We start from the raw sequence: 25,956 nt of genomic DNA on the forward strand, positions 1-25,956 counted from the left end.
CCTTACAGCAGGGCCGCCTGCCTATCATCCCAGCTCTTGATGATCAGCTCGCCGAACTTCCGCCCCCTGCCCTGCCCGCCGCCAATCGTGTAGTCGAGCTGCAGCGGCACCAGGTCGAACCCGGCAAACACCTCACGGATCTGCGGGTGATCGTTGATCGACACGACGAACCGGCCAGCGGCGCTGCGCATCAGCCCTGCCATCGCCTCATACTCACCGAAGGGGAAGTCGACGCCGTAGCCCTCAGTCTCCCAATACGGCGGGTCCAGATAGAACAGCGTGCCGGGCCGATCATAGCGGCGCACGCAGTCCTGCCACGGCAGGCACTCGATGATGGTGTTGGCCAGGCGCAGATGCACGGCACTGAGCTCTTCCTCGATCCGCAGTAGGTTGAGCCGCGGACCTCCAGTCGTCACCACGCCGAACGTCTGCCCCTGCACCTTGCCGCCGAATGCCAGCTTCTGCAGGTAGTAGAAGCGGGCCGCCCGCTGGATGTCGGTTAGGGTCTCGGGGCGCTCCATCTGCGCCCACTCGAACATCTGCCGCGACACCAGCGACCAGCGGAACATCCGCACAAATTCGTCCAGGTGATGCCGGACGCAGCGATACAGCCCGACCAGCTCGCCGTTGATGTCGTTGAGTACTTCGGTCGCTGCCGGGTACGGGCGCATGAGCAGGGAGGCGGCGCCGCCGGCGAATGCCTCCACATAGCAGTCGTGCTCAGGGAAGTGTGGATACAGGTGCTTCAGCAGGCGGCGCTTGCCGCCCGGCCAGGAAATGATGGGCTTGGTCATGGGATCTCAGGTTTTGCGATGGGTGGGGCCGACAATCCCAGCCGCTCTCGAGGGCGACAGGGACGCGGCCAATGCCAGGTGCTGAGATCACCTGTGTTGCGGCACTGCCCGGGTGCTTGCCGGCACCCGGGCAGTGCCCTGTTTCGTTACACGGTCAGTTCGTAGAGCGGGAGGTTGGGCGCAGCCTCGACCAGCCGGCCGCCACGCACCCACACGTTGTGGGGCAGCGCCAGCGGCAGCTGCCCGAAGGCCCGCATCTGCACGCCGTCGTAGGTGGTCAAGCTGCTCGTACCATCAGAGTTGTGCGCGGTGACGGTGGCGATCAGCCTCGGGCTGCCGCCTACCAGGTCACCGAATTGGTCCCACAGGTCAGTCCGCATCGGTGTAATGCCTCTCCAGGGTTGCCGTCTGTTCGATTACCACAGCCTGGTCGTCGGCCGAGACCTCGATCCGCAGCGATTCGCACTGGCCGTGCCAAGTGCCGTCAGCACCCACCACCTGGACCAGATCCAGCGGCAGCACCAGCCCGACCTCACCAGGCTTGAGCGGCTGACCGAACAGAGGCACCGTCAGGTCGACGGCGGCCTGCTCTCCGCGATCACATAGGATGTTCCTGCCCCGCTCCGCGGCGGCAGCCGGAACGGTAATCAAAGGGCTGCTGACCTGCTGGGCATAGAGCCGCCCCTCTTCTCCCGATCTGCGCACCTTGCAGGTGACGCCCTTGCCGGCCAGCTCGCCCGTCACCACGACAGCGTCGTACAGCGGCGCGCTGCGCATCTGCAGGCTTTCCGTCAGCACGATGTCCTCCTGCAGCACGTGGTCCGGCCGAGTGGTTCGCCAATCCCAGGGACTCGCCGGATAGGCCGCCCTCACGCGCATGGCGAGCGCGGCGGGGTCAGACTGCACGACACCCCCGCTCGCCTCTGCGAGCGCGCTGATGGCATCCAGCGGCGTGCTGGTGTCATAGAACCAGGCACCGGCCGGCACGTTCCAGTCGACGGTGTCGTATTCGCTGGTGAAGCCCGTATCTGCCAGCTCCTCGGCCACCAGCTGCGCCATGCTGCGCTCTTCTGTCGTGGCCTTGACCCGAGCTGGCGCATAGGGCGCGGCAAGCAGCGCGGTGCGGGAGCGGCCGCTCAGGCGCACGCCACCGCCACTGAACTCCCTTTGCTTCTGGAAGCTCTCGATGATGCCCGTCCAGACGTAGCCGTTAAGGGCGACCTCGAACTGTCTGGGCCCGGCCGCGGTGGGCTTCAGCAGTGCGAGCTGCTGCGGATCGGCCAGCTCGATGTCGAACGTCCAGCCCCACGCCCCGCGACTGGCGGCGAGCGAGATCCGCGTCACTTCAATGGGCGTGCGATCAGGGAGGCGCACAAGAGAAACTGTGTTGATCACAACATGAGTCCTGCGTTGGGGGCGTACCACGTAACAAGCGGCGACGCCAAGATTCAGGGGAACAAATCCCAAAGCGCCCACCACAGGGCACCCAAGGTTCAGACCAACGTAGTCGCCGCGCGGGAAGGGAGTTTCGGGCTCAGGATCTGGGCCGGTACCCGGCTTAGGGCGGCCCCCCCAAGGAACTCCCCTGCCAGCACCCCAAGGCAGGCGAGCCGACCGGTAACCCAGCACGGGGTGCCGCCACATGGCAGACACCGCAACGGCAAGGATCGGCGTGCTGCCGCGCCAGGCGAAGCGAGTGGCCGCGGCAGATCGAGCAAGGGAGCGCCAAGCGATAGCAGCACCAACTGACGCCAGGCCGGTCGCCTCGTGCCATGGCATGGACAGCTGCTGCTTGGCCAATCCCAAAGCATCCCAGCCAACGCTGCACGTGACGGCAGCGGACTTCATCGTCTCGCGCCAGATCATCTGGCAATCAGCCTGGTGGCGCGGGGCCAGATCCCACGCCAGTAACGTGGCTTGCCGGCACGGCTCAGCTTTACGCCAAGCCATGTCGACGGCTGGAGTTAGCCTCCCCGCTTCGCCCCACCCGAGGCGTACTGACCGTCGGATTTGCGCAGCCAATGCCCAGTGCATTGAGGTAGATGCGCGAATACCCCGGAAAACGGGTTCGGGAGGCACGACGCCGCCGTCGTCTACGCCCAGGTTAAGGCCAATCCACTCACCGCTGAGCGCGTTCAGCGGGCCAAGGTTAAGCCCTACGAAACTTCCATCTGTCGCAGGCACGGTCTACTCCATCGGCGCTGGTGCGACCCAGTCCTGCACCGCTGCGTTGACGTTTCCACGATCATCGACGCCCACCACTAGGAACTTCATGTCGAGCATGAGCCGGTCGACGCGCCACGTTCCATCCGCCCTCGATCGCGTGGTCGCGACCACGTCGAACGTGCGTCGGTCGAGGATCATGATCCTGCCAATGGACGGCTGATTCAAAATCCGCAAGCGCCCGTCTGGAGAGTCTGGATCGTTGGGGACCGGAGCGTTACCTGCAAGATACCCATGCCCAGCCCATCGGCTGCCAATGGAACATCTAACGCGCATGACCGCGCGACCATTTACTGCCACCAGTCACCTCCTTCAAGAAAGATGACCTGACCTTCTTGGCGTTCGCTGGCGCCACGCCAGATCTCACCTGTGAAGTTCACAGCAAACAGCGTAGTTGCGTCGCCGAATCCTTGCCCGGCGGCTTGACTGACCAGAGGTGGCAGAGGGCGATCATGAAGTGGGGCGATGATGCCTGGCAGTTGACCACGCGGCTGTATCGCAGACTCAAATATCTGGATGGGGTTAAACAACAACCCCTGTCCGACAGGGTCGGGATAAGGTGATGCGTATCTATTGTTGCCACCCCAGGCATTCCAAGATCCCTCACGATAGCCACCGACCAAAAACCCGGGAGCAGCACTTGTAGAGCTTGCCGCAGTTGACGGAAGATAAAGTGCAGGGCGACTGACATCGAAGCTTCCATACGTGTTGGCTGTAGTGAAAATATGCTGGTCGTAGTCGATGCTCGACGTAAACGTCGTAAGCCCGCCATTGCCAACGCACCAATTATTACTATCACCTGCTTTGTAGGATATGTAATCACCGAAAAAGTAAGGGTGGTAGTAATTGGCTGAGGGCCATGGATTGATGAACAAGTAGATGATTCTGGAATCGGCAATTGCGATCCACCGGCGAGAGTCGCCGTCCAGCTCGGATGATTTTGCGATGAGTACGCCGTTCTCCCGAGATGTTGCGGTCGGTGTCGGCTGCAAGCCTGTATCGAAAGCCGTCATCGCCGAATAGCCACGCACGAAGGCGATTTGGCCCGTACCTGAAGGGCCCGGATCTTCCACCTGAAGGTAAAAACCGGTTCCAGAAACAGCATTGTTGCGATAGGCCCGCTTGTTTAGACCGGAAAGGGCTTTCGTCCACCCCGCGCCGCTCCTGCGATCAACGCCTGTGCCATAGCCGTCGACAAGGACAGCATCCAGCAGCGCCACCAAGCTGCCAGCTTGACCAGAAAGCTGCGGCGCACCCGAATCGGTGCTCTTGAATATGGTTGCCACGTTATTGCTCCCCAGCCACATTGCCGACAACCTGCAGTCGGGTCGAATCCGTCGCTCCCTCGGGTGTCCCCGGCAGCGTCGTGCGAATCATCCACACCGGAGCCAATCCACCCACGGTGTTGAAGCGCACCACATTGTTGGTAGACCAACCGCCGCCCCACCCCTCTTTTCGCATCAGGAAGTACGGCTGATTGGTTCGCGGGTTCACCGGCGCCAGATCGGACGTGGTATTGCCCGAGGCGATCACACCGACCGTCTCGCCGATCAGCTCAAACTGCGTTGCAGACGTAAGTCGCACGGCCCAGCGCTCGGTGATCGCATCCGCATTGGTAACCACCAGCGGATAGTCAGTATCGTTGTACGTGCCGGGGGCCACGCTGCCTGACGGCAGATCCGCCCAGACGTTCGACCAGGTCGCCTGATCGAACAGGCTCACCACCCGCGCCTGCAGGTCCAGCGAGCCATTCGCCTCGCCCAAGCGCAGCGCGGTGCTGATCATCGCCTCGCCCACCGGGTAGTCATGGGTCAGGCCGGTGTTGATCTCGATCTCCCCCGTGATCTGCGGCTGCACCACCAACCGCCGGTCTTCTACGCGCTCGCTGATCGTGATGGGCAGTGTGTAGGCAGAGAGGTTCAGCGGATCGCTGAACTTCAGCGTGCCCACGTCCAGGTCAGCCACGAACCATGCCGCATCCACCGGTGCGCCGAAGGCATCACGCACCTCGATGGCTGCCACCCGGCCACGACCGAAGGAGACCGTCTGGTTTGCCTGCGGCGAGGCCACCACATGCTTGGCGGTGTGGTGAATCAACACCGTCTGCCCAGGCTTGAACGCCGGGGCCCGGCCGTCGCTGGGCAAGCGTACGGACGATAGGCCGATGACGACCTCTGAGAGCGGGACCGAGCGGTACACCACCGCCCCCATGTAGATGGAGCCCGCCTGGACCAGAGCCGGCCGCCAGATCCGGTCACCTTCCACCAGGTCAGGATCGAACCAGGGCTGACCCTCGTTGCCCGCCACCGGCACCAACTGGCCGAACTGCACCTTGGCGACACCGCTCTCCCAATCCACGGTCCCGCGGATCTGGGCACCGGAGATCACCCCGTTGATGTCGGCCGTTGCCGTGAGCAGCTCGCCGTCCAGCCGGTTGGCCCGCAGCGTGAACATGCCCGGCCGCAGCGGCGAGCCCGGCGCGCGGAAGAAGCTGTTGGCAACGCCGGGGTCACCGATGCGCGTCAGCAGGGACTGGATCTGCACAGCATTGGCGCCGCCAGGCAGCCACTGGGTCAGGCTCACCACGCCGGCGGTGTAGTCGATGGTGCCAGCGTAGACGCCTGCCCCGGTCAGCGGATCGACGGTGTGGTACAGACCGCCGCTGCGATCCACGTAGGTGCGGCCACGGAAGGTAAACCTCACGCTGCCAGGCACGATGCTGTCGCTGATGGTCGGCGTCAGCTGCAGGGACACCGGGGGAAGCTGCAGGGATTCTTCAGCCGATTCAGCCCCAGCACCCGCCAGGGTCCATCCGGCGGAGACCAGCGTGCCGGCCGAGAACTGTGCAAGCACGTCGGTGCGGCCATAGCCCACAAGCTTCAGCCGACCCGAGCGCAGCTCGTACTGTGGGTAGGACACCTGGCGCACCATGAACTTGCCGGCCTGCAGGGTCACCGCGCCGCTGCTGTAGTTGATTGCCCCCAGCACGGTGGTCGCCGCGGTGTCGCCCACCGAGACCGCCACCAGGTTGCCGTTGCCATCGTCCTTGGCGATGACGCGCATGGGCTGCGGCGCGGAGGCCAGATCGTAGGCGTCCCGCATCACGGTGATGACCCAGTCCAGCATCACGGAGCCCGGCTTGACCGGCCCCTGCGGCAGCGCGAAGGACACCAGGCCGTTGCCGTCTGGCACCGGCTGCGGCGCGGCGTGAAGCGACTCCGCCCAATCGTAGTTGACCGCCATCTGGGTGTTGGCGTCAGGCAGTGTATCCAGCTGCAGCAGGCACTCACTTGTGGCATAGGCGATTGACCCGCGAACCTGGCCCGCGATGAGCAGACCACCGACACCGTTGTCGGCCACGCTCACATCCGCGCCGCCCACCCGCACGGTGAGCCGCACAGTGCCGGGAATTGCACCCTCGTGCCCCAGCAGAAAGCGCAACGACGGCGGCTTGATGTTGGTGTCGCCAGCACGGGCTTCGGCAATGATCGAGGTGCCCCAGGCAGTGATGATGCTGCTGTCCAGATCGGGCAGGGCCCCGGTCGTCAACACCAGGGAGCCGGTCATGTAGTTGATGGTGCCGCTGCCCTGTCCAGGCTTCCCAACGAGCTGGCCACGGCCGTTGTCGGTCAGCCGATACCAGCGGCCGAGCGCACGATAGTCCACCACGACAGTACCCGGCGCCGGCAGCGGTTCCAGCTGGGTCAGCCACACCATGCCCTGGTTGTTCTGTGTCACCGCGATCTCATCGGTGAAGCCCTGCATGGGAATCGTGCCGGCCGGGGTTGCGGTGATGCTGACGCTGGTGCTGCCCACACCGGTGGAGTGAACCAGCGAGACGGCACCGGACTGATAGTCGACGGTGCCTGCCCAGGGCGTCACAGCGGAAGAAGCCAGGCCGCCCATGCCATCGTCCGTCAGTTCGATGCTGCCAACCAGCAACTTAACGCTTCCTACGGCCATGCCCGTGCCCAGGAAGCGGGTCACCGCCACACCCGCCACGAAGTCGCTGCTGAAGTTCAGCGCCAGGGTGTTGGCCGGCCCCGAAGGAACGTGGCTCAGCGTACCCATGCCGGCCAGCACGTCGCTCACCGCCGTCTCTGCAGTAGAGGTGGGGACAATCGGCACATAGGGCGAATCGATCTGCACCGACAGGTCACCGGGCTTCCCGGCCGCGGTCAGCCGCTTCACGCTGTGGTAGCTGGTGGCGTCGACCACGTTGGTCTCATAGACACGGGTGCCGGGCTTCGTGGCCGAGTAGCGGATGACTTCCTGGCCGTAGAAGTTGAGCAGAAGCGCGTTGACCAACTCGATCACCAGCACGTCGCGCTCGAAGGCGCCCTGGTCATCCGTGAACGTGCGCGTCGTCCGGGACAGCACGTTCTTCACCCGCACGTACTGCTCGCCCGGGTCGCGGCCCGAGGCAGCCGCCGTCAGCAGGCTCAGGTTGTCGTTGATGTCAGGGCTCGGCGCATCCTTCGTGGTGTAGACCTGGATCGTCATCTGGCCGATGAAGTGGTCGCCCAGCAGGATGAACCGCGATTCGGTGCCGCGGGTGATGTAACTCTCCACGCGGTTTTTGGCGTCCAGACGCACGTCGCTGTAGGAGCCGGTGGCGAACATGGTCACGGTCACGCGCGGGTCGGACGGCGGATCGATCAGCACCGCGATGGCATCCTTCAGCACGTCCGGGCCCGCAGTGTCCACGTGCACGAACATCTTGCGCAGCGTAGAACGGCCGGTGGTCCGCTCTTCATCGCCGATGTCCGGGAACAGGTTGTTCATGGCCCCGTCGATGATCTCGGTCTGGACCATGCGGCCGCCGCCATCTGGGTTGTCGGTGAGGCGCTGCGACTGGCGCATCTTGATATCGGTTGCAAGGATCGTCATTGGTCAGACCGTCATAAGGCGAAGGGTGATGGAGAAGTAGTCGGCGTCGAGCGCCGGCACCGCGAACCGGCAGGGATCAGCCTCGACGGCGGGCCCCTCAGTCCGGCGCCACCGGACCTGGAACGTGCGGTCGCCGCCGTTGTGCGCCGGCAGGGTGAGCGTCAAAGGGGCAACCTGCAGCTGGCCGCTCAGCTCCTGCAGCTGGCGCAGCACATCCAGCTGCACCGGGCCGACGTATGCTTGGCCGTCGCGGGTGGTCTGCAGGGTGATCGGCCGACCGGACTGCCGCGCCGACTCCTGTACGATCAGCGCGCCGCTCAGGCTGGTGCGCACCTGCTGCCCGATGCGCCACGCGGTGAATTCATCGGTCCACTGCAGATCCGCCGGCAGATCGATCCCGGCCAACACGACCCGGCTCATCTCGCGCTCCTTACCGAGACTGCGCGGCTGCGCTCAATTCTGCGCAGCACGAGGGGGGCGACCAGGCCGGCAATGCGCTCTGCCTGCTGCATCTCGGCAGCCGTGGCGCCGGCCACCACTTCCTTGCTGGGCGCCTTCCAGTCGATGGTCAGGACCTGTTCCTTGTTGTCGCCGGCTTGGATGCGGGCGGCGTCCGCCTTGGCTTGGGCCTCAGCCTCGGCAAGGGCGGCACGGCGGCGATCCTCGGCTGCCTGCTTGGCCGCCTTTTCCTTCTCCAGCCGCTTGGACTCAATCTGGCTCTCCAGCTGGACGATGGCATCCAGCTCGCTGGAACCCACCATGTCAAAGCGTTCGGCCAGCTCCTTCCGCTTCCCTGAAACCTCTTCCATGCCGTCCAGCAGTTTCTTCTGTTCCTCGGTGTATTTGGCCAGATCCTGCCGCTGCTCAAACAGCGCGTTCCAGACGTTTGCGAACTGCTGAAGCCCGTTCGGTCCGTTCATCTGAGCAAGCAGATCCCGGGTGTGTTCGGATATCTCGCCCATGTTCATGGAGAATCCGCCCGCCTCTACCGACGCTTTCTTCAAGCTGCCACCCGCCGCGTCGGCACCGTCGGCCAAGCGCTCCACGCCACTGCCAGCCTCATCGGAGGTCTGCTTGACCTCCCGCAAGGCGTCAGAGACCTTCTGCGCACCCTGCTCGACGCGGCCCATGGCCGTTTCGCCCCTGGCACCAAGGTCTTCCAGCGAGCCTGCAGTGTCATAGACAGCGCCCTGCACATCCAGCTGGGATTGCACCTGCGCACGGCGCCAAGCATCGCTGTCCGCCACCGCGGCCTTGGCGGTGTCGGCATAGGCGCGAAACGCACGGCGCACATCCTCGACCGAGGCCTTGCCGTTGGCAGCACCTTTGCGGATGGTCTCGAACGCTTCCCAGGCGGAATCGCGTGCAGCGTTCAGCGACTGCTGGGACTGAATGCCCAGGCGCTGGAATTCATCGGTCAGCGGGTTCAGGCCTGCCTCGATCTCCCGCAGACGAGCGCGCAGCGCGGATGCCGCCCGGGCGGCCGAGTCGAAGCCCACTCGCCCCTGCTCGCCGGCGGCCTGCAGCAGGTTGCCCAGGGTGCGGGCTTCATCCAGCGTAGCGACATTGCCCAGCGCCGCCTTGAAGGCCGCCTCGATCTGGGTGCCCGTGGCCACCGCGTTCTCGGTGACGGCGCCGAAAGCGGCAATGGCATCCCGGCCCGCCTGGGTGAAGCTGACACCCAGCTGGCCCGATGCCACGCCGAGCTTGGTCATCGCAGCCAGCAGGGTGGTCTGCAGCACCGCCGCGGCATTCACCGCCGCCTGCGGCAGCGAGTCGAACGCCGCTTGGGCCGCGCCCTGGAATCGAGCCAGTTCTTCACCCGACAGCTGCTGCAGCGTCGCCAGCAGCCCGTCACGCACGTTGCGCTCTGCAGCGCCACCTTGGGTGGCGATGAAACCCAGTGCCTCGCCCACGGAGGCGAGCGTGGCCGTATCGGCGAAATTGAGCCCGGAGAACATCTTCTGGATGGACTCGTTCGCCAGCTTGGCGTTGCTGCCGATGCCTTCGAGCTGCGTCACAACCTGCTGCGCCGCGCCGCCGATGCCGTTCTTCATCGCATCGGCCGCGGTCTGGACACCCGTACGCAACGCGGCGAACCCGGTCGACACGTCCAGCAGCTGCTGCGTCACCTGGCCCAGCTGCTGCAGCTGTTCCGCCGTCGCCATGCCGGACTTCTGCTGCATCAGCAGGAAGCCTTCCTGTGCGGTCAGGTACTGCTCAAGCCCAGACAGCCGTTTCTCGTAGGCCAGCCGCTCGGCCTCGCCCAGCTTGGAGACCTCATCGGCCGACTTGATGACCACATCACGATAGGCGATGAATTCCAGGGACTGCTGCCGCAGCTGCGTCGCCGAGTCGCGCACCTGGTTGATGTAGGCCCGCTGCGCCTCGCCAGCGCGCTTCAGGGCCGGGTCGTGGTGCTTCCAGATGTCCTGGGCCACGGTCTTGAGCGCATCCAGGCCACCCATCGCCGCTTCCAGCCCCAGCACGGCGACGGTAATGGGCACTGCCTTCGGCAGGCCGCGCAACAAGGCACCGAAGCGGGTGATGCCCCGCCCGCCACTTGCGACGGCGGCATTGTTGGCGATCTGGGCATTCGTGGCCGCGACCAGTCCAGCACGCCACGCGTTCAGCTGAATCAGGGCACCGACGATCTTGAACTGGGCATATGCGGCAGCCATCAGCCCGATCACGCGAGCGTGGTCGACAACCCACTGCGTGGTGCCCTTCACCGCCTCGGCCATGGTGATAATGGCTTGGGCCGTCTGCTTGGCCCAGCGCGACAGGCTGCCATCGGCGGCCAGTCGATCCAGCGTAGTCAGCAGGGTGGTCAGCTGTTCCTTGAAGTAGGTCAGCACACCCTGGTCGGCGACTTCCTGCTTCCAGTCCTTGAAGCGGTCGGTGGCCGTCTTCCACAGGCCCGCGATGGTGCCCACCTTGGCGGCGGCGGCAGCACCACCGTACGACTCGGTGAGCATGTCCAGAATGATCGACTGCGCCTGCGCGACTTGACCGGTAGCTTCCAGACTCTTGATCAGTGCCTTCTGGCTGTCATCCAGCGTGAAGCCCTGCTTGCTCAGGCTCTCCATCGCCTTGGAAGGCGTCTGCAGCGCCTTGCCCACAGTCTCGGCCGACTGCTCCAGCGACATGCCCAGCCGCTGGGCCTGGTCGATGGTGATCTGCATCGCCGCCGGAAACTGCTCGCCGACAATGTTGGTGTAAGACAGCAGGCGTACCTGCGCCGCGCTGATCTGCCCATCATCGAACAGCCCACCCTGCAGCTGCTGGCGCATCGCAGCCAGGCTCTGTGCGGTGAACTCGCTGGTACGACCGGTGGCGTGCAGGGCGGCTTCCAGCTGCGCCAGCTCCTGCTCGGCGTCGCTGCCTTCCTTCACGATGGCCTTGATGCCGTCGACAACTCGGTTCAGGCCGACAAACGCGATCGCACCCGCCGCGACCGCCTTGAGCCGGCCGAACCAGCTGACAGTGCTCTCGGTGGCCGAGGCCAGGTCGCCGCTGCCGGCGGCAGCATCGGCGGCGCGCTCGCGGTACTCGGCCAGCGCCTTAGCGGCGGCCTTGCTGGTGGTGGCCTGCTTGCGGAAGGCGGCCTCGCCTTCCTCGATCTGCTGCTTGCGGCGGCGGCCGGCCTCAGCCTCGGCGGCGGCAGCACGGGCTTGCTCGGTCAGCGCGGCCGCACTGCGGGTGGCCTCGATACGCAGCCGCTGCTGGTGGTCGGCCAGGTTGGCCGTGTTGACACCGAGCGAGGAAAGCTCGGTATCTGCCTTGGCAACCGCGTCCCACTGCTCGGTGAGCGCCTTCTGCAGCCGCTCGCCCTCTTTGCGCAGCTCGCGCTGGGCAGCCAGCACCTCGCGCGACGGCTTCTCCATCTCGCCGATGCTGAGGCTGAGGGACAACGCAGCCTGCTGGTTGGCGCCGAACTGCTGTTCCAGCTCGGCAAGGTCGGCCAGCATGCCGTCGTAGGCGTCTGCCTTGGATGCGGCCTCATTCAGCCCGGTCAGCGAGTCCAGCAGCTTGGATGCCTTGCTGGCGGTCTCGACCGACACATCACCCAGGTCGCCGAACGCCGCGCGCAGTTCGTCCACGCCCTCGCGGCCTTGGGTTTCGATGACAACCCGAATTGCTTCTTCCAGCCGATCAGCCATTGGAGCTTCCGTTGATGCGCCACTGGCGGCGCAGTTCAGTCACGTAGGTGGTATGCAGGCGATCCATGAGCCGACGCCGCGCGGTGAGCGCACGGCTGTTACCGTCAGCGCCGGAGAGCATCTCGAAGGGGCTGGGGCCACGAAGGATGCGAACCGGCCCACGGCCGCGGCGCTTCTGCTGCGCCCGATCCCAGCTACGCACCCGGATGGCCTTCCGGCCCTTGATCGTGGCGATAAAGGCACCGTCGTACGTCTTCGACTTGCCCAAGCCGATGCTGGCAGTCGCGCCTTTGGACTTCCGGCCCGCCCAGCGACCACCGAACTCGATCAGCGAGATCTGCCGGGTGCTGGCCCAGATCGCAAGAAAGTCATCCCTGCCGCGCTTACCGGTGCTGTAGCCGCGTTCGCCGGTCTCCACGCGGTACTTCCCGCGAAGCGCCGAGGCGCGGATGTTGTAGGACGCCCGGACTTCCTGCGTGGTGGCCGGCCCAGCGCGCCGCTGCAGCCCAATAAACGCCCGCTGCACCGACAGGTCATAGCGATTCAGCACCTCGCCGGCCAAGTCGGTCAGGCCGTGGAAGCCCTTCGCGCGCCGGCCGCTGACGTAGTACTTGAGCAGGTTGTTGGCGCGATTGGATGCCACTTAGCACTTCCTGATTGATGCCGGGAGGGCGCCGTTCGAGCGCCCTCCCCTTGCCGAGGTCACCAGCCCGCTCAGCCCGCCGACTGCGCCGCGATCTTGAACGTGTAGAGATCGGCCTCGCCGGACTGGAAGATCACCGGGCCGGTCAGGGTCACTTGGATCGGCTCATCGCTGAACCAGTCCACGTCGCCATCCACGGTCAGGTCGACGTTCGGGATCGTCAGCAGGCCTTCGTCGCCGCTGATGCGGTCCTGCATGTCGCCCAGAATCTGGAAGGACTTGCTGGGCGTGGTGCCGCCGCTGATGGCGGTTTCCAGGTAGGCGTCGTAGGTGTAGTTGGCCACCACGGTGTTGCCGGCCTGCAGCGCGCCGCCGGGCTTTGGGATCAGCAGGCCATGCACCGGATCGAGGGTGTAGTCGGTGCCTTCCACCAGGTCGTCAGCACCCTTCTTGAAGACCGGCGCGGTGTCAGCCAGCAGAAAGTTGTGCGGCAGCTTGACCGGCGTATCGACGCTACCCACGGTCACGGACACGTCGGTGGCGGTACCGGCGGCGACCTGGGTGGCCACCAGGGTGCCGTACAGCATGCGGGCCAGGATGGCGGTCGGCACTTCCAGCGCGGTGATGGAAACGCTGGTGACGCCAGGGTTGGAGTCCTTGTGGATGATCTGCTGATAGCGCGCATCGCGGCGCTTGCTCTTGATCTCCACCGAGTCGCCAGCTTCGTAGCTGAACGTCAGCGACGACTGTTCCAGTGGCTGGTTGCCGAACTTGTCGGCCCGCTCGGGGATGACGGGAATGCGGACGCCGTTCGCGCCGTGCTCCCAGAAGCGCAGATCGCCTGCGAACTTGCGGACTTTGGGCTGTGCCATGGTGTTGCTCCTACGGGTTCGGGTTGGGGACGGGCTCAAAGGTCTCGGTCAGACCAGCCCGCGCGGTGATCTGAGCGACGACGGCGGAATGCCCTGCGTCGTCTTCCAGGGTTGCCATCTGGGTTGTCAGCAGTTCGAAGGCGGTGACACCTATCGGCAGCATCTTGGGGTTCAGCGTCAGGGCGCGGATCAGGTCGTGCCTGGCACGGTGAACCAGCAACCGTGGGTTCTCCCGACCGCTCCCGCGAGGAACTTCGAACTCGATGGTGATAGCGGCGTCGGAACTTGCCTGGGCGCTACCGCCACCACTCCGCGAGAGCTGCTGGACCGAGATGACGGTGGCGGGCTCGGATTGGTCCTCGGGCACCTCATCATCGTCGACCACGATCAGCCCGCTCCCGATATCGGTGCGGAATCCGGCCGACGTGCGGATCAGCTTCACGCGATCACGCAAGAACTCGACCAACTGCCAGGAGAGGGGTTCAGCCAGCTCAGCCACGGCGCACCAGCCACCGGCTGCGGGAGCCGTCGTCACTGAGCTTCTTCACGTTCACGAAGGCCTCGCCATCGACCTCGACGCGATCTCCCTGATCGGGATCGACATCGGCTCGCAGGTACACAACCTCCACACGACCCGAAACGAACTGCTGCAGATCCCCGATGGTCTCCACATCGCGGTCGACGTAGACCCGTACGCCTTCAGTCACGACGCCGGTCTTCTCCGACTTGACCGTGGCGGTGGAGACCATGCCGGCGATTGCCAGCGCACCATGAATGGTTGCGTCCATCTGACGCAGGAAGTCGCGCTCGCTCACCGGGCACCTCCCGAACATAGAAGCGCATACGCCTGCAGCGCCCTCACCTGGGCGTCGCACTGGGCTGCGGCGCCAACAGCTCGGCCGACACTTTCAATTCGGTCGTCGGCTCGACCATCAGGCTGGCTGCCGGCAGCGGCGGCCGCGGACAGCTCTGCGGTGGCGATGGACGCTTGCCAACGCTGGTGCAGGCGCTGGTTGCCAACGCGAAGATCAGCGACGAGGCGATCAGATGCTTTCTGTGCATCGTTCTTTTCCTTTTCGTACTGGGAGGCCAGGGCGTTCGCGGCGGCGGCACTGCTGCGCTCTGCCATCAGGGTTTCGGTCGCGGCATCGGCCTCAGCGCGGGCGGCATCACGCTCACCCTCCATGGCATCACGGCTCGACGCGGCCTGGTCGGCCGCACGGTGCGCGATGGACACCGAGCCGCGCTGCCAGACGACGACGCCCAACAGCAGAAGGATGGCGACGATGAGTGCGCGGATCATGCGGACACCACAGGGTTTTCGGGCGGGATGACTGCACCAAGGCCCCGCAGCATCGATTCAAGCTGCTGGACGCGAATTCGCAGTGCGCTGGCGTCTTCCTGTGCCTTCAGGCGCATCTCCATCTCAGCCTGCAGCCGCTCGTCCTGAGCAGTGACACGCTGCTCCAGGAACCCGATGCGCTCGGACAGGCCTTTGATGAGATCCACGTTGGCGTCGGTCTCGGTGCGCTCCTTTCGGCGCGACAGAAATGCGGTCCACGTTTCACGGAGCATCCAGAGCGCAACAACACTGCCTGCAGCCCACCAGGGCGCCGTCGCGGTAACGCCGCCGCCGACCATCAGCGCAGCGCCTCAGCAACGCCTGCGTCGATCACATCCGGGCGCCAGTACATGCCCCCGTTTTCGTGTCTGGCGATGGCGGTGGCCAGACGGCTCAGGGTGACCGCGTTGTCCAGGCGGATGACTTCCGAAGGCGCGACACCCACTGCAGTGGCAACCTGCTGGACATAGGCACCGGTGTTGTTCTCCACCGGCGGCGCCCAGCGCCCGATGATCTCCTTCACCGTGCGCAGGCCGTGCTTGCGCTGATAGGTGAGCAGGGTCTTCGCCAGGGCGCGGAAACCGGCCTGCGGGGTCAGGAACACGCAGAAGCGCTGCTCGCGGGCGATAGCAGCGGCGGACCGATCCTCACCCTGCCACGGCGTGCTGGTGCGGTCGATGTTGCCAGGATTGTTGTTGCGTACGCCGCGCGGCGTGCTGGTGGTGCTCATGCGATCCCCCGTTGTCGCTGTGGAAGAACCGGCACCGCTCACGCCACCCAGGCGTATGTGAGCGGTGCCGGCCTGTTCGGTTACGCGCCTGCCGCGGCGGAGCCCGGCGTCAGCCGGACGAAAACGGTCAGGGCGCCGGCCTCGGCCGGGTAGACAGCGAAGCCGATGTCGGCGACCTGGTCGGCACCGGCATCACCGACGGTCGCGTGGGCAGCATCGGTGTCCCAGTTGACGGCGGTACCGACAGCAAATACGGCGGCCGGCAGCTTGGGCAGCTCAAACACGCCTTCGACGTGCGTAGCGACGATCTCGCCGGCCTTACCATCGGTAACGGCAACGGCCACCAGCTTGCCCTGTACAACCAGTTCACCACTCTTGATGTCAGCGGCAAGGGTCACGTCGAGCACGCGACCGTCCTGATGTGCGTTCTTCATAAATACTCTCCGGATGCGTGAAAGGTTCAGGAGACCGCCGCTTTCGTGGCGATCTCCATGGCGGGCGATCAGCCCTGAGCGGGTGCCGGGTTACCGGGGTTCTTGTAGATGCCGCGGAAATCGGCAATGGCCGGCGCCGCATCCAGGCGCACCTTCCAGGCCACGCCATCGACGGTGAAGCCCTGGTGCTGTTCCAGGTACGGTGTCTGGTTGCCGTCGAGGTAGCCAACCACGATCCCATCCACGTAGGCGGGGTTGGAGATGCCGTACCAAGCCTGTGCATCCTTGGCGTCCAGACGACCGTCATCCCAGACTTCGAAGGTCTCGCGCACGATGTTGGGGTCGTTGCTGCCAACGCCCGCGCCCACGGCGAACTGGGCGGTGCGCACGGTCTTTGCCAGGCCGCTCAGCGCCACCGGCGTCAGCAGGCCGCGCATCGGCACTTGGATCAGATTGCCGTCCGCATCCTTCTGCAGGCGCATTGCAGCCTGCATCGCGCCTACGCTGGCGGTGCTGATCAGTGCAGCCGGCAACAGGTTCTTGTGGTCAGCGTGGAACAGGCGCTTGCCGTCAGCCAGGATCGGGTTGCTGTTGATCAGATCGAACACGGCCTTGGCGAGCGTACGGCGTGCAGCCTGGCCCATCTTGCGCGGCACGTCGCCAAACACGCCCAGTTCGTCATTGATGATGGCCTGGCGGGTAATGGTGAACAGCTTGCCGTAGGTCACGATCTTCATGGCCTGTGACTGCTCGGAGAACGAGCCCTGCTTGTATTCGCCGCCTTCCGGGACGACATCCAGATCCGAGAAGGCGCCCAGACCCACCAGGTTGGTTGGCTTGAAGTCGCTCACATTCACCGGGCGGGTGTACTGGTCGAAGGTTTCCTCGACTTCCTGGTAGCCCTGCAGCAGGGCCCGGCGCGAGGCGTCACCCAGCAGCTGCGGGAAATCCGAGCTGCTGTGGGTGAACGCCATGCCCACCACTTCCAGGCGCTCCATCCCACGGGTGTCAACACCGGCCTGCTGCACGCACGCGCGAGCGATCTCGGTGAGCGACATGCCACGAAAGGCATTGCCGTCCGTCGCCTGGACCAGACCGGCACGGGCCTGGATCGCATTGGACATGGCCGAGCGGGTCAGATCGCGCTGGTCAGTACCAGCGGTGACGGCCGCACCGCCATTGAGCGGTGCTGCGTTGCTGCCCAGCAGTGCCAGGATGTGGCGACCCACCGCGTCGGCGGTGATGTTGGAGTCTGCCTGCGCCATCACGCCATCGACGTACTCACGGACCTGTGCGTTGCCCATGTGCGGGAGCGCAATGGCCTGGATCTGGGTGTTGCGCTCACGCAACGCACCCAGAGCGGCCTGGACCGGATCGGCCGGCGTCGGGGCGGGAACGGGAGCCGCGGCGACGACCGGGGTGACCGGCGCGGTAGCGGTGGTTGCGACTGCCGGGCTCTGTCGACCGGCGTTCGCGAGGATGGCGCTGTACTGCTTCTTCATGGTTGGATCCTCGATATGGCCGATCACGGCCGACTGGCTGACCTCGGGAAGCGAGGCGAATACTTGCGGAGAGAGGCTGGCGACGATGCTTCGACGCAGCTGGGACAACACGGGCGCGCCAGCACCCTCAATGGACTGCAGATAGCCGCGGATCGCGACGGTAGATGCCGACGACCACATGGCCGTGGCCCCGGGGTCGGCGTCCACCACCAGGTCGGCCAGACCGGCATCGACGGCCTGCGGACCGGAGAACCAGTGGTCGGCATCGTCGGTAAGCAGTCGCTCCATCTCATCACGCCGGCCAGAGCGGGCCGCGTAGGCCTCCAACATGGCCGACGCGTGCGCGTCCAGCGCCTCCGCGTTCTGACGGAATGCCGTAGCGCTACCGGCAGCAACGGTACGGGGCGCATGAACCATGACCAGGGAGCTGGCATAGACCCGGCGCTCATCGCCGGCCTGCAGGATCAGCGAGGCGATGGAGGCGGCCTGCCCTTCCACGGTGACGATCTTGTGCGCCGGATGGGCCTGCAGCGCGTTGTGAATTGCCATGCCGTCAGCGACGACACCACCAACACTGTTGAGGCGCACGTGGATAGTACCCGCAGTGATCTGGCCGATCCGCTCGACCAGGTCGGCAGCGGACACCGACTCTTCGAACAGATAGCCACCGATGGCGCCATAGATCATCACGTCGGCGACATCGGCCTCCGCGCGGACCTGATACAGCGCGGGGCCGAGCTCGGCTTCGGTTGCCGCTTCCGCGCGGATGGTGTTCTGGATCACGCTGGCCAACAGGCGTGCACGCATGTCATTCGCTCCTGGAGAGATCGCGCGTCAGCTGGCCCAAGACTTGGGCACGCGCTTCTGCACTGATGTTGGGCGCCGGCGGCGCAAGGGTCTGGGTCTGCTCCTGCCAGTCCTGACGCTGACGCAGGACCTCAGCGGGGTTGTTGCCGTACTGAAGCGTGTTCTGCTGCGGCGACACCCAGCCGCGGTCCTCCGCCTCGCCGCGCGCGTAGGCCTCCTTCAACGGATCAATCCACGGCATCACCGGTCGGACGTATGTTGAAGCGGCCAGGTCCCGCAGCGTCCAGCCGCGGGGCAGGCGCACGCGGCCCGAAAGCACGCATGCCTCTACGAAACGCATGCGCTGCGGTCGCACGCACAGCGCAATGAAGCGTTCGGCCAGCATCAGGTAGCTGCCCCACTTCTCGACGAGCTCCTGACGCTGTGCCGAATAGGTGCCGTTGTAGTCCAGCGAAAGGCTGGAATAGCTCACGCCGATGCCACCAGCAGCTGCGCGCAACTGCTCCTTCCGCCAGGTGGCGGCATTGGGATTCGGCCGGTCGGTGCCCAAGCTCTCAATCGACTCGCCAGGCAACAGATCATCGAAGATCGCGCCGGGGGCGAGGCGCAGCTCACGAATCGGAACACCGTCCTGCAAGATGGCCTGGCCGCCCAGATCCGCGCCGTATTGTTCGCCGCTGCCCTTCTTGATCTGGAACGTCATTGACGCCGCCACCTTGGCAGCAATGCGCTCGGATTCTTCGTAATCCTTCACGTCCTCAAAGCGGGACATGGCGCTCGCGAACACGCTGAGCCCCCGTACCTGGTGCAGGCGCTTCATCAGCGCGATGCAGTGCATGAACTCGGCGGAGACCCGCTTGGTTTCCAGCCGCGCGCCCATCGGATCGCCCGGATGACTCTTGTAGACGTGGAACGCGATAGGCCGGCCCCAGGCGTTGCGCTCGACACCTTGCAGGATGTTGCGCGCCGGATCGTTGAAGTCCAACGGCACCAGGTCGGCTTCCAACATCTCGAAGCTGTACGGCACAGCGGTGCCGTGCTCGAAGTACGGCACGGTTCCAATCAGGTCCTGGTAGAACGCATCACCGTCGCGGAACCAGCTGCGTGCCAGCAGCTGCTGACACATGCCGTAATCGTGCGTGCGGGTGGCCTCGGGCGCGTCCCACCAAGCGTCCCAGAGGTCGTCCAGCTGCAGTGCCAGCTCGCGGTTGATCGGCTGCCCAGGGAGCCGAGGTGCAGAAAGCACGTCGATGCCTGCGCCGACCGTGTTCTGGACCAGAACGTTCAACGCGTTGTCTGCCAGATCGAGGTCACGCTCCAGATGGCGGGCCTGGTCGCGGAGCTGACGCGCATCCATGCCTGCGATGGCATTGCCACTGCCCCAGTCCCTCGCCAGCTTCCGGTTTCGCGACGGCCGCGTGACTTCGTGCGCACGCGCGATGACCGGAGCCATCTGAGCCCGCGCCGATTGAATGGCGCGATCCGCGCCGAGTGCGGCGTCCAATCGTGCCTTGGCGATCTGCGCGGATGACATCAGGTCACCCCGCCGAAATCGGCATTGGCCCAGCGCGCACGCCGACCGGCAACGGAGCCTGCACGCAGGACCGCCGCCTGCCACTCTTTCCGACCGGAACGAATCTCAGCCAAGTCCGCTCGGGTCAACTGGCGATCACCGATGCGAACGGTCTGGCCCGAAAGGACGGCGACCTCCGCGTCGATGTAGAAATCCAGCATTTCCTGAGCAGTCTTCATGACTACATAGGCTAGGCACCCGACTGTCCACGTTCTAGGCAAACTCGTGGACAGTGGTAGTCGCAACTCACTGATCTACAAGGACAGAAAAACTATTTTGTCTCCGCTTTTGTCAAAGTCGTGGACAGTTGCCCTTTCGTGGCCCTCGGTAGCCCTCCCGGGAACAAGTCGTGGAGCTTCGCCCGGGAAAGGTCAAACTTGGACATGACCTGTTTCACGGGAATCCCGGCTACCAGAGCGGCCCTTATTTCAGCCATCGGGTACTCCCGAGGCGCCGCAGGGAAATATGGTCGCTCACCGGCGAAGCATTGCATCACCGACTCAACGAACGGCAGCGCCATTCGCTCACTGATGCCAATGTCGGCCCGCATGGCGGCCAGGATCCGCTCCCTCAGCTCTTCGGCTGACTCGGTACGTTTTGCCATTACAGCGCCCACCCGTCTCGCGCCAGCCCACTGCTGCGCGGCCGGACCTGTTGCGTTCCACGCGAAACAGTCTTCCCCTCGACCTCCGCAGGCGCTGCCTCTGTTTCACGGGAATCCGTGCTGTTCACGGTGAGCAGCAGGCGCGCCTCCAGCACGTCCCAGTCTGCTCGCGTGTACCGATGAAGGCGGACCTCCGGGTGGTGCGCGGCAGCATAGGCATAGACCCAGGTATCCAGCGGCTCGTTACGTGTAACCCTCTTCTCGAATCGGTTCTTCACCGGGTTGTAGACCTCCGACACCAAACCGGGGAAGTACTCATCCGGCAACTCATCGCTGAAATGCACCAAGCGCGACTCCACGGCGCGCTCCGCATCGGCAGAGAGGCGGCTATACAGATAGTGCTTCGCAGCCACGGTGCCGACGTGGTGAATGGTGATGCCACGCTTGTCCGTTTTGCCGTTCCAGGTCACGTCTGCCAGCTTTCCCTTCGACAGCACCGGCGCGTTGTTCGGAACGGCGCCGAAAATGCACATGGGCCTGGTGACACGACGCTGGCGCACGAAGTTCTTTACAGCCTCCGTGCGGTGGCCACCGGCATCGATAGCAACTGCCATCGGCCGCAGAAGAGCGCCGTCCGCTCGCTCGATGGCGCGGTTCAGCAGATCCGTCAGCGCAACCCACACAGCATCCTCTGCGGGATCGCCTTGCAGTTCCACATAGTCGAGGGTCCAGGCGGTCATACCACGCCCCCAGCCAATGGTGTGGACCGCCAAGCGTCCATCCTGGGTATCGACACCGACCGTCACCGCCAGCACCCCGAGGGGAGCCAAGCGCAGGGCGTAGGGCTCGGCGCGATCCTTGATCACGTTGTGCTTGACCGCGCGCATCGACGGGTCTTCCCACGTCTCGGCCAGCCGGTCATTCACGAAAGTCTTGAGGGAGGCAGGATCACCCTGCGCTTCCAGCCACTCCTTCACCAGGTCCAGCCAGCGCGGTCCCAGGCCGAACTGGTAGTACAGGCAATTGATGGTATAGCCGCGAATCGGCGAGTCAGGGTTGGCCGCCACCCAGCGCCCGTTGGCAATCATGTCGGTCTTGAAGTGTTCCTCGATGGCGACACCGCACTCGCAACAGGCGTACCACGCGTGGCTCTTGTCGGGCGACCACACCAGGCCACTCCATTGAAGCGCCTGGTAATGGCCGCAGTGGGGGCACGGCACGTGATAGCGGCGCTGGTCGCTCTTGTCGTACAGCTTCGCGATCCGGCTGAGTCCGGCAATGCCCGGCGTGCTGATGTACTGGCGCTTGTAGGTGGTCGGGAAGGACGACGTGCGGCCGTCCAGCATCTTCACCGGATCGTCGCCGGTGGAGAGCTGCTGCGGCGCCTCATCGATCTCATCTACCTGCAGGTACTTCACCGTCGAGGACTTCAAGCGCTGCGGGCTACCCATGTGCTCCACGAACAGCTGGCCGCCTGCGAAGTCCTTGAACGTGCGCTGGTTCGCGCTGTCCCGGCTGGCGGTGCTGGTCAGCGCCTTCTTGACTGCTGCGCAGACCTCGATCATCGGGTTCAGCTTCTGGGCGATCCACTTGTTCATGGACACCTCACCCGGCAGCGCGTACATCATCGGGCCCGGCGCATAGTCCATCCAGTAGGCCATGGCATTGGTCGCCAGCTGGCTCTTGCCGAACTGGATCGGGAACATGCAGACCTGGTCATGCACCGGGCTGCGGGCGGACATGTTGTCCATCGGCTCACGCAGTGGCGGGTTGCGGTCGGTGACCCACCGCCCGGGCTTGCTGCCGCTCTTTGTGGAAAGACGCATGTGTTCGTCGCACCACTGCGACACGCTCATGGGCCGCCGCGGCTGCAGCGAGCGCGCCAGCACCGACGCCAGGCAGCTCTGTGCCTCCATCATTCCGCAGCCTCCGCTGCCTTGGCCGCCAACGTGCGGAAGCCCTGGCTCAGTTCTTCCAGGGCGTGGCTCACCTCATCCCAGACCAGCCGCCGGCACCCGGCCTCATCCAACGTTGCCGCCAGCTGCGGCGCCAGCGTATCGGCCAGGCGTTCCATCGCACCCCGGAACGTCGTTGCGTGCTCAGCGAGGAACGCCTCCACGTCTGCGCGGGGCAGCAGCAGCCCCAGCTCCTTCTGCAGCGCGATGTGGGCCATGTGCGCGTCGGTCTCGGCCTTGTCGGCCAGCGCCTTGGCCTTGCGCGCGGAATCCGGGGTCTGCGGGCGGCCGGCACGTAAGGGCCTGGCCTCGTCGTCGTCACCGTCCTCTTCATCGTCATCGATGTCGACGTCGACGGCATTGGCCCCCTCCCCGCTCCCCACCAGCGCGCTGCCGCGCTCATCTGCGTGGCGCTGAGCGACACCGGCATAGACCGGGTCTGCGGTGCGAGCGTAGAGCTCCAGAGAGGCGGCCTTGAGGAATCCCTTGCCGCCCTCACCCACCACCACCCTGCCCTTCTTCCTCAGCTCGACCACGTAGGACGGCTTGCAGCCGATCAGCGAGGCAAGCTCTTTGCCAGTGATCGTCACGTCTTCCTCAGCCATTGATTCCCCCTACTCCATTTCCTTCGAAGATCGTTAAAGCGGAAAAACGCGCGCGCGCGAGCATGTGCGGGCTGTGCGGCGGTGTGTGCGGGATGCGGAAGTCGATGAATCCACGCGGCACAAGGCGTGTGCGGCGTGTGCGGGATGTGCGGTCACCCATATACGCACGCGAGACAATTTGTGGCGTGGCGGCGCGATACCCGTTCGCGCCTGCGCCCGCCCATGTAGGCCGATGCCCGCACATCCCGCACACACCTACTGCCGCAATCGATTCACAGCAATTCAATGCCCGCACATCCGCCCGCACATCCCGCACACGCCGCACATTGATGGGCATAGTGATCACGCACGCCCCTTGTAGTCGGAGTACATGCGGCGGAATGACACGACCTGGTCGCCCAGCCATGCCGCCTCTGTCTTTCCGTCAGGCACCGTGCAATCGCCCAGCATCAGGAAGCCATGCGGCCCGTTCACGGTCTGCTCGATCTGGTAGCGCTTCCGCGCCCGGTCGGGGTGGAGGATCTGGCGCTTGCGCACCAGCGCGTTGATGAACTTTGGTGACGGCGCTGGGCGTGGCATGCCTTCGCGTGCGCACCAGGCCTTGTAGACCTCGTACCACTCCTTCGACAGCGCCGGCATGGGTTTCAGCCCGGGAATGTCATCGCCGTAGAGCTCGTCCAGGAACCGCTGCGGGCTGTCCTGGCTCAGGCCGATCAGCTCTTCCTTCGCCTGGGTCATCGGCGGGTTGGTGCCGTTGGTGAAGCCGGTCAGGTCAACCTGCAGCAGGTAGTGATGCAGCGCCGCCGTCGCGCCGTTGCGGATATCCGCCAGCACCTCGGTGTAGAACTCCAGGCTCAGCTTGTCCGGGGTCCAGATCACCGCATGGCGGCGGTCATCCTCTTCCAGCACGACCGGCATCGCCTCGTTTGAGAGGAACACCAGGTTGGCGTGGTTGTCTTCCTCGTAGGCCTGGATGTTCTTCGGGTTGATGCGGATGCGGTCACCCGTGATCAGCGCCTTGAGCTTGTTCTTGAGGTGGTAGACCTCGGTGCGTGCAACCACTTCGTCGGCCAGCAGGAACAGTTTGCGGCTTGCCCAGTCGTTGAATTTGTCCTCCAGGGCGGCCTGGTCAAGCACCCGACCGTACTCACCGTAGAGCTTCATGTACTCATCGAAGAACATGTTCTTGCCGGTGCCCTGCGGGCCATGGATCACGATGGTCGATTTCATCTTGGCGCCCGGATGCTGCAGCGGGTACGCAAGCCATTTGACCACCCAGTCGTACAGCGCCTTCTGGTTGGACTCGTTCCCGCACATGTGCCAGAGCAGCTGCAGCAGACGGTCGCAGTTGCCCTCCTGCGGCACCGTCGGCCAGCCTGCGAAGAGATTGCAGGTCACGCCCGGCTTCTCGCCCGAAGGGTCGAAGTCGACCTCGCGGACACGCACGATGGACCGATCCGAATGCTCCATCCACGCGCGGTGCAGTTCCTTGCGCACGCAGGCATCGCGCATGTCGCCCAGCGCAACCAGCATGTGTTCCTTATGGTCGAACACCGTGCCGCCCTGCCCATAGACCAGCGCGAAGCGCTCGAGCAGCTCGGTCAGCGAGTGAATGGGGGTAAGGCGATCAGTCCCCTCGCCCCCGTCGCTGGTGATGGAAGGCACGCGTCTTTCTGCAGGCACCCGCCAGGAGAGCTCCGTGAGACGGGCCTCGACCTGCGCGCGCACGACGTGCAGGCCCTCCTGGGCGTGCAAATCGTTGAAGTCGCTGACCTTGCGACCGCTGTCGATAAAGCGCTGTCGCCTGGCCGATTCATCGGCAAAGACCGGGTGCAGCACCGCTCCGCCCACGTCCAGCGCAGCGGCCTCTGCACCGAGAAGGCCGGCATTCGACGCGCCATGCGGCTGCATGCAGGATGGGCAGAACTGCGGATGATCGGCCAGCACCAGGCGGCCCTTGCAGTGCCGGCACTTCTGCAACACGTCGTCGTCGGCGCACAGCAGCAGCTTGATGCCGCGATAGCGCTTCGCGAGGGCCGAGGCGACAGCCAGCATGTTGCCAGCATCGAAGGCCACGGCCACCGGGTAGCCCGTCGCCATGTGCAGCGTGGCCGCCGTGGCATAGCCCTCAGCCACCAGCAGGATCCACTGGGGGCTTCCGCCGATCAGGTGGAAGTGGCCCTTCTTGACCATACCGGCCGGCCAGTACTCCTTCGCGGGCTTGCGCCCCGCGGCAGCCAGCTTGGCGCTACGCAACACCTGCAGGCCGTGCACCTGGCCGCTGACGTCAAGTAGCGGGACGAGAGCGGCGCCCGTGGTGCCATAGCGCAGACCGAAACCCTGCACGCCCTTGCTGACCAGGTAGTCGGCCTCGCCAACGGCATTGGCCTTGGCCCACGCCGACGACGCCCTCTCGGCCGCGCGCTTCGCTTGGGTCTGACGGGCGGATTCGGCCCTGCGACGGTCCTCGGCAAGCCGGTTGCGCAGCGCTTCGCGCTGCTCATCGGAGAAGATCTTGTCGCGCTTGCGCAGATCGACCTTCGTTGCGCCGTTCTCGTTGCCGTGCCAGACGCCGTATGTCCCGACGACCAGCACTTCGCCGGCCGAGGTGTTCAGTTCGTGGAGTGCGTACCAGCCGCGGCGCTCGCGTGAGCCCTCGACACGGCAGCGGACCATGCGCCCGGTGGTGTCCAGTTCGGTGACCAGCAGCCCTGCAGACTGCAGCTGCTGCAGCACATCCCCATAGTTCTCAGACATTCAGTAGTTTCCCGAGCCGCTATCTACCCAGGAAATGCGCGTCTGATTACCCGCGTTCGCCA

At 65.0% G+C, this 25,956-nt stretch carries 22 protein-coding genes; all 22 read right to left on the bottom strand.

The window, feature by feature from the left end; translation table 11 throughout:
- Positions 1 to 2: 2 nt before the first annotated feature.
- The 22 genes from FJU31_RS04000 to FJU31_RS04105 all read right to left on the bottom strand — a co-directional run bounded on the left by FJU31_RS04000 (position 3) and on the right by FJU31_RS04105 (position 25,873).
- Positions 3 to 794, bottom strand: coding sequence for a DNA adenine methylase (locus tag FJU31_RS04000; RefSeq protein WP_150453582.1), 792 nt, complete (start codon positions 792 to 794; stop codon positions 3 to 5).
- A 146-nt stretch (positions 795 to 940) separates the two neighbouring features.
- Positions 941 to 1,174 (bottom strand): hypothetical protein, encoded by a 234-nt coding sequence (locus tag FJU31_RS04005; RefSeq protein WP_150453583.1) that lies wholly within the window; start codon positions 1,172 to 1,174, stop codon positions 941 to 943.
- Entirely contained in the window at positions 1,164 to 2,189 is a 1,026-nt protein-coding gene (locus FJU31_RS19415; protein WP_246161203.1) for a hypothetical protein, read from the bottom strand. Before FJU31_RS19415 ends, FJU31_RS04005 begins: the two co-directional genes overlap by 11 nt.
- Before the next feature lie 792 nt (positions 2,190 to 2,981).
- Positions 2,982 to 3,158: a hypothetical protein gene (locus tag FJU31_RS19250; RefSeq protein WP_188115445.1), complete on the bottom strand. Its 177-nt coding sequence runs from the start codon at positions 3,156 to 3,158 to the stop codon at positions 2,982 to 2,984.
- 149 nt (positions 3,159 to 3,307) lie between these two features.
- Complete coding sequence (locus tag FJU31_RS04015) at positions 3,308 to 4,303, bottom strand: hypothetical protein (RefSeq protein ID WP_150453584.1); 996 nt, start codon at positions 4,301 to 4,303, stop codon at positions 3,308 to 3,310.
- 1 nt (position 4,304) lies between these two features.
- Positions 4,305 to 7,907: a hypothetical protein gene (locus tag FJU31_RS04020; protein ID WP_150453585.1), complete on the bottom strand. Its 3,603-nt coding sequence runs from the start codon at positions 7,905 to 7,907 to the stop codon at positions 4,305 to 4,307.
- Positions 7,908 to 7,910: 3 nt separating this feature from the next.
- Positions 7,911 to 8,327, bottom strand: a complete 417-nt coding sequence (locus tag FJU31_RS04025) for a hypothetical protein (RefSeq protein WP_150453586.1) — start codon at positions 8,325 to 8,327, stop codon at positions 7,911 to 7,913.
- Positions 8,324 to 12,070 (bottom strand): tape measure protein, encoded by a 3,747-nt coding sequence (locus FJU31_RS04030; RefSeq protein ID WP_150453587.1) that lies wholly within the window; start codon positions 12,068 to 12,070, stop codon positions 8,324 to 8,326. The genes FJU31_RS04025 and FJU31_RS04030 overlap by 4 nt, the downstream gene beginning before the upstream one ends.
- Positions 12,063 to 12,713 carry a hypothetical protein gene (locus FJU31_RS04035; RefSeq protein ID WP_150453588.1) on the bottom strand — a complete coding sequence of 217 codons (651 nt, stop codon included), beginning with the start codon at positions 12,711 to 12,713 and terminating at the stop codon, positions 12,063 to 12,065. Before FJU31_RS04035 ends, FJU31_RS04030 begins: the two co-directional genes overlap by 8 nt.
- Positions 12,714 to 12,784: 71 nt before the next feature.
- The gene (locus FJU31_RS04040; RefSeq protein ID WP_150453589.1) at positions 12,785 to 13,585 is read right to left on the bottom strand and encodes a phage tail tube protein; all 801 of its coding nucleotides are present in this window, start codon (positions 13,583 to 13,585) and stop codon (positions 12,785 to 12,787) included.
- A gap of 10 nt (positions 13,586 to 13,595) precedes the next feature.
- Positions 13,596 to 14,084, bottom strand: a complete 489-nt coding sequence (locus FJU31_RS04045; protein ID WP_188115446.1) for a hypothetical protein — start codon at positions 14,082 to 14,084, stop codon at positions 13,596 to 13,598.
- The gene (locus FJU31_RS04050) at positions 14,077 to 14,400 is read right to left on the bottom strand and encodes a head-tail joining protein (RefSeq protein ID WP_150453590.1); all 324 of its coding nucleotides are present in this window, start codon (positions 14,398 to 14,400) and stop codon (positions 14,077 to 14,079) included. The genes FJU31_RS04045 and FJU31_RS04050 overlap by 8 nt, the downstream gene beginning before the upstream one ends.
- Positions 14,397 to 14,888, bottom strand: a complete 492-nt coding sequence (locus FJU31_RS04055; RefSeq protein ID WP_150453591.1) for a lysis system spanin subunit — start codon at positions 14,886 to 14,888, stop codon at positions 14,397 to 14,399. Before FJU31_RS04055 ends, FJU31_RS04050 begins: the two co-directional genes overlap by 4 nt.
- Positions 14,885 to 15,226, bottom strand: a complete 342-nt coding sequence (locus FJU31_RS04060; RefSeq protein WP_150453592.1) for a hypothetical protein — start codon at positions 15,224 to 15,226, stop codon at positions 14,885 to 14,887. Before FJU31_RS04060 ends, FJU31_RS04055 begins: the two co-directional genes overlap by 4 nt.
- Entirely contained in the window at positions 15,226 to 15,657 is a 432-nt protein-coding gene (locus tag FJU31_RS04065; protein ID WP_150453593.1) for a structural protein P5, read from the bottom strand. Before FJU31_RS04065 ends, FJU31_RS04060 begins: the two co-directional genes overlap by 1 nt.
- An 80-nt stretch (positions 15,658 to 15,737) precedes the next feature.
- On the bottom strand, positions 15,738 to 16,091 hold the full coding sequence (locus tag FJU31_RS04070; RefSeq protein WP_150453594.1) for a DUF2190 family protein: 354 nt from the start codon (positions 16,089 to 16,091) through the stop codon (positions 15,738 to 15,740).
- Positions 16,092 to 16,159: 68 nt separating this feature from the next.
- Positions 16,160 to 18,400, bottom strand: coding sequence for a ClpP-like prohead protease/major capsid protein fusion protein (locus tag FJU31_RS04075; protein ID WP_150453595.1), 2,241 nt, complete (start codon positions 18,398 to 18,400; stop codon positions 16,160 to 16,162).
- 1 nt (position 18,401) lies between these two features.
- Positions 18,402 to 19,934, bottom strand: coding sequence for a phage portal protein (locus FJU31_RS04080; protein WP_150453596.1), 1,533 nt, complete (start codon positions 19,932 to 19,934; stop codon positions 18,402 to 18,404).
- Positions 19,934 to 20,152 carry a DUF6148 family protein gene (locus FJU31_RS04085; RefSeq protein WP_116862924.1) on the bottom strand — a complete coding sequence of 73 codons (219 nt, stop codon included), beginning with the start codon at positions 20,150 to 20,152 and terminating at the stop codon, positions 19,934 to 19,936. The genes FJU31_RS04080 and FJU31_RS04085 overlap by 1 nt, the downstream gene beginning before the upstream one ends.
- Before the next feature lie 424 nt (positions 20,153 to 20,576).
- Positions 20,577 to 22,496, bottom strand: a complete 1,920-nt coding sequence (locus tag FJU31_RS04090) for a phage terminase large subunit family protein (RefSeq protein WP_150453597.1) — start codon at positions 22,494 to 22,496, stop codon at positions 20,577 to 20,579.
- Entirely contained in the window at positions 22,493 to 23,137 is a 645-nt protein-coding gene (locus FJU31_RS04095) for a hypothetical protein (RefSeq protein ID WP_150453598.1), read from the bottom strand. Before FJU31_RS04095 ends, FJU31_RS04090 begins: the two co-directional genes overlap by 4 nt.
- A gap of 342 nt (positions 23,138 to 23,479) precedes the next feature.
- On the bottom strand, positions 23,480 to 25,873 hold the full coding sequence (locus tag FJU31_RS04105) for a DUF5906 domain-containing protein (protein WP_246161204.1): 2,394 nt from the start codon (positions 25,871 to 25,873) through the stop codon (positions 23,480 to 23,482).
- Positions 25,874 to 25,956 lie beyond the last annotated feature (83 nt).

The organism is Stenotrophomonas cyclobalanopsidis (assembly GCF_008710035.1).
GTDB classification, from domain to species: domain Bacteria; phylum Pseudomonadota; class Gammaproteobacteria; order Xanthomonadales; family Xanthomonadaceae; genus Stenotrophomonas; species Stenotrophomonas cyclobalanopsidis.

Excerpts from the sequence above, each read along its gene's own strand:
- FJU31_RS04000 (WP_150453582.1), bottom strand. The coding sequence starts at position 794 with ATGACCAAGCCCATCATTTCCTGGCCGGGCGGCAAGCGCCGCCTGCTG.
- FJU31_RS04005 (WP_150453583.1), bottom strand. The coding sequence starts at position 1,174 with ATGCGGACTGACCTGTGGGACCAATTCGGTGACCTGGTAGGCGGCAGC.
- FJU31_RS19250 (WP_188115445.1), bottom strand. The coding sequence starts at position 3,158 with ATGATCCTCGACCGACGCACGTTCGACGTGGTCGCGACCACGCGATCG.
- FJU31_RS04020 (WP_150453585.1), bottom strand. The coding sequence starts at position 7,907 with ATGACGATCCTTGCAACCGATATCAAGATGCGCCAGTCGCAGCGCCTC.
- FJU31_RS04025 (WP_150453586.1), bottom strand. The coding sequence starts at position 8,327 with ATGAGCCGGGTCGTGTTGGCCGGGATCGATCTGCCGGCGGATCTGCAG.
- FJU31_RS04030 (WP_150453587.1), bottom strand. The coding sequence starts at position 12,070 with ATGGCTGATCGGCTGGAAGAAGCAATTCGGGTTGTCATCGAAACCCAA.
- FJU31_RS04040 (WP_150453589.1), bottom strand. The coding sequence starts at position 13,585 with ATGGCACAGCCCAAAGTCCGCAAGTTCGCAGGCGATCTGCGCTTCTGG.
- FJU31_RS04055 (WP_150453591.1), bottom strand. The coding sequence starts at position 14,888 with ATGATCCGCGCACTCATCGTCGCCATCCTTCTGCTGTTGGGCGTCGTC.
- FJU31_RS04060 (WP_150453592.1), bottom strand. The coding sequence starts at position 15,226 with ATGGTCGGCGGCGGCGTTACCGCGACGGCGCCCTGGTGGGCTGCAGGC.
- FJU31_RS04065 (WP_150453593.1), bottom strand. The coding sequence starts at position 15,657 with ATGAGCACCACCAGCACGCCGCGCGGCGTACGCAACAACAATCCTGGC.
- FJU31_RS04070 (WP_150453594.1), bottom strand. The coding sequence starts at position 16,091 with ATGAAGAACGCACATCAGGACGGTCGCGTGCTCGACGTGACCCTTGCC.
- FJU31_RS04075 (WP_150453595.1), bottom strand. The coding sequence starts at position 18,400 with ATGCGTGCACGCCTGTTGGCCAGCGTGATCCAGAACACCATCCGCGCG.
- FJU31_RS04080 (WP_150453596.1), bottom strand. The coding sequence starts at position 19,934 with ATGTCATCCGCGCAGATCGCCAAGGCACGATTGGACGCCGCACTCGGC.
- FJU31_RS04085 (WP_116862924.1), bottom strand. The coding sequence starts at position 20,152 with ATGAAGACTGCTCAGGAAATGCTGGATTTCTACATCGACGCGGAGGTC.
- FJU31_RS04090 (WP_150453597.1), bottom strand. The coding sequence starts at position 22,496 with ATGATGGAGGCACAGAGCTGCCTGGCGTCGGTGCTGGCGCGCTCGCTG.
- FJU31_RS04095 (WP_150453598.1), bottom strand. The coding sequence starts at position 23,137 with ATGGCTGAGGAAGACGTGACGATCACTGGCAAAGAGCTTGCCTCGCTG.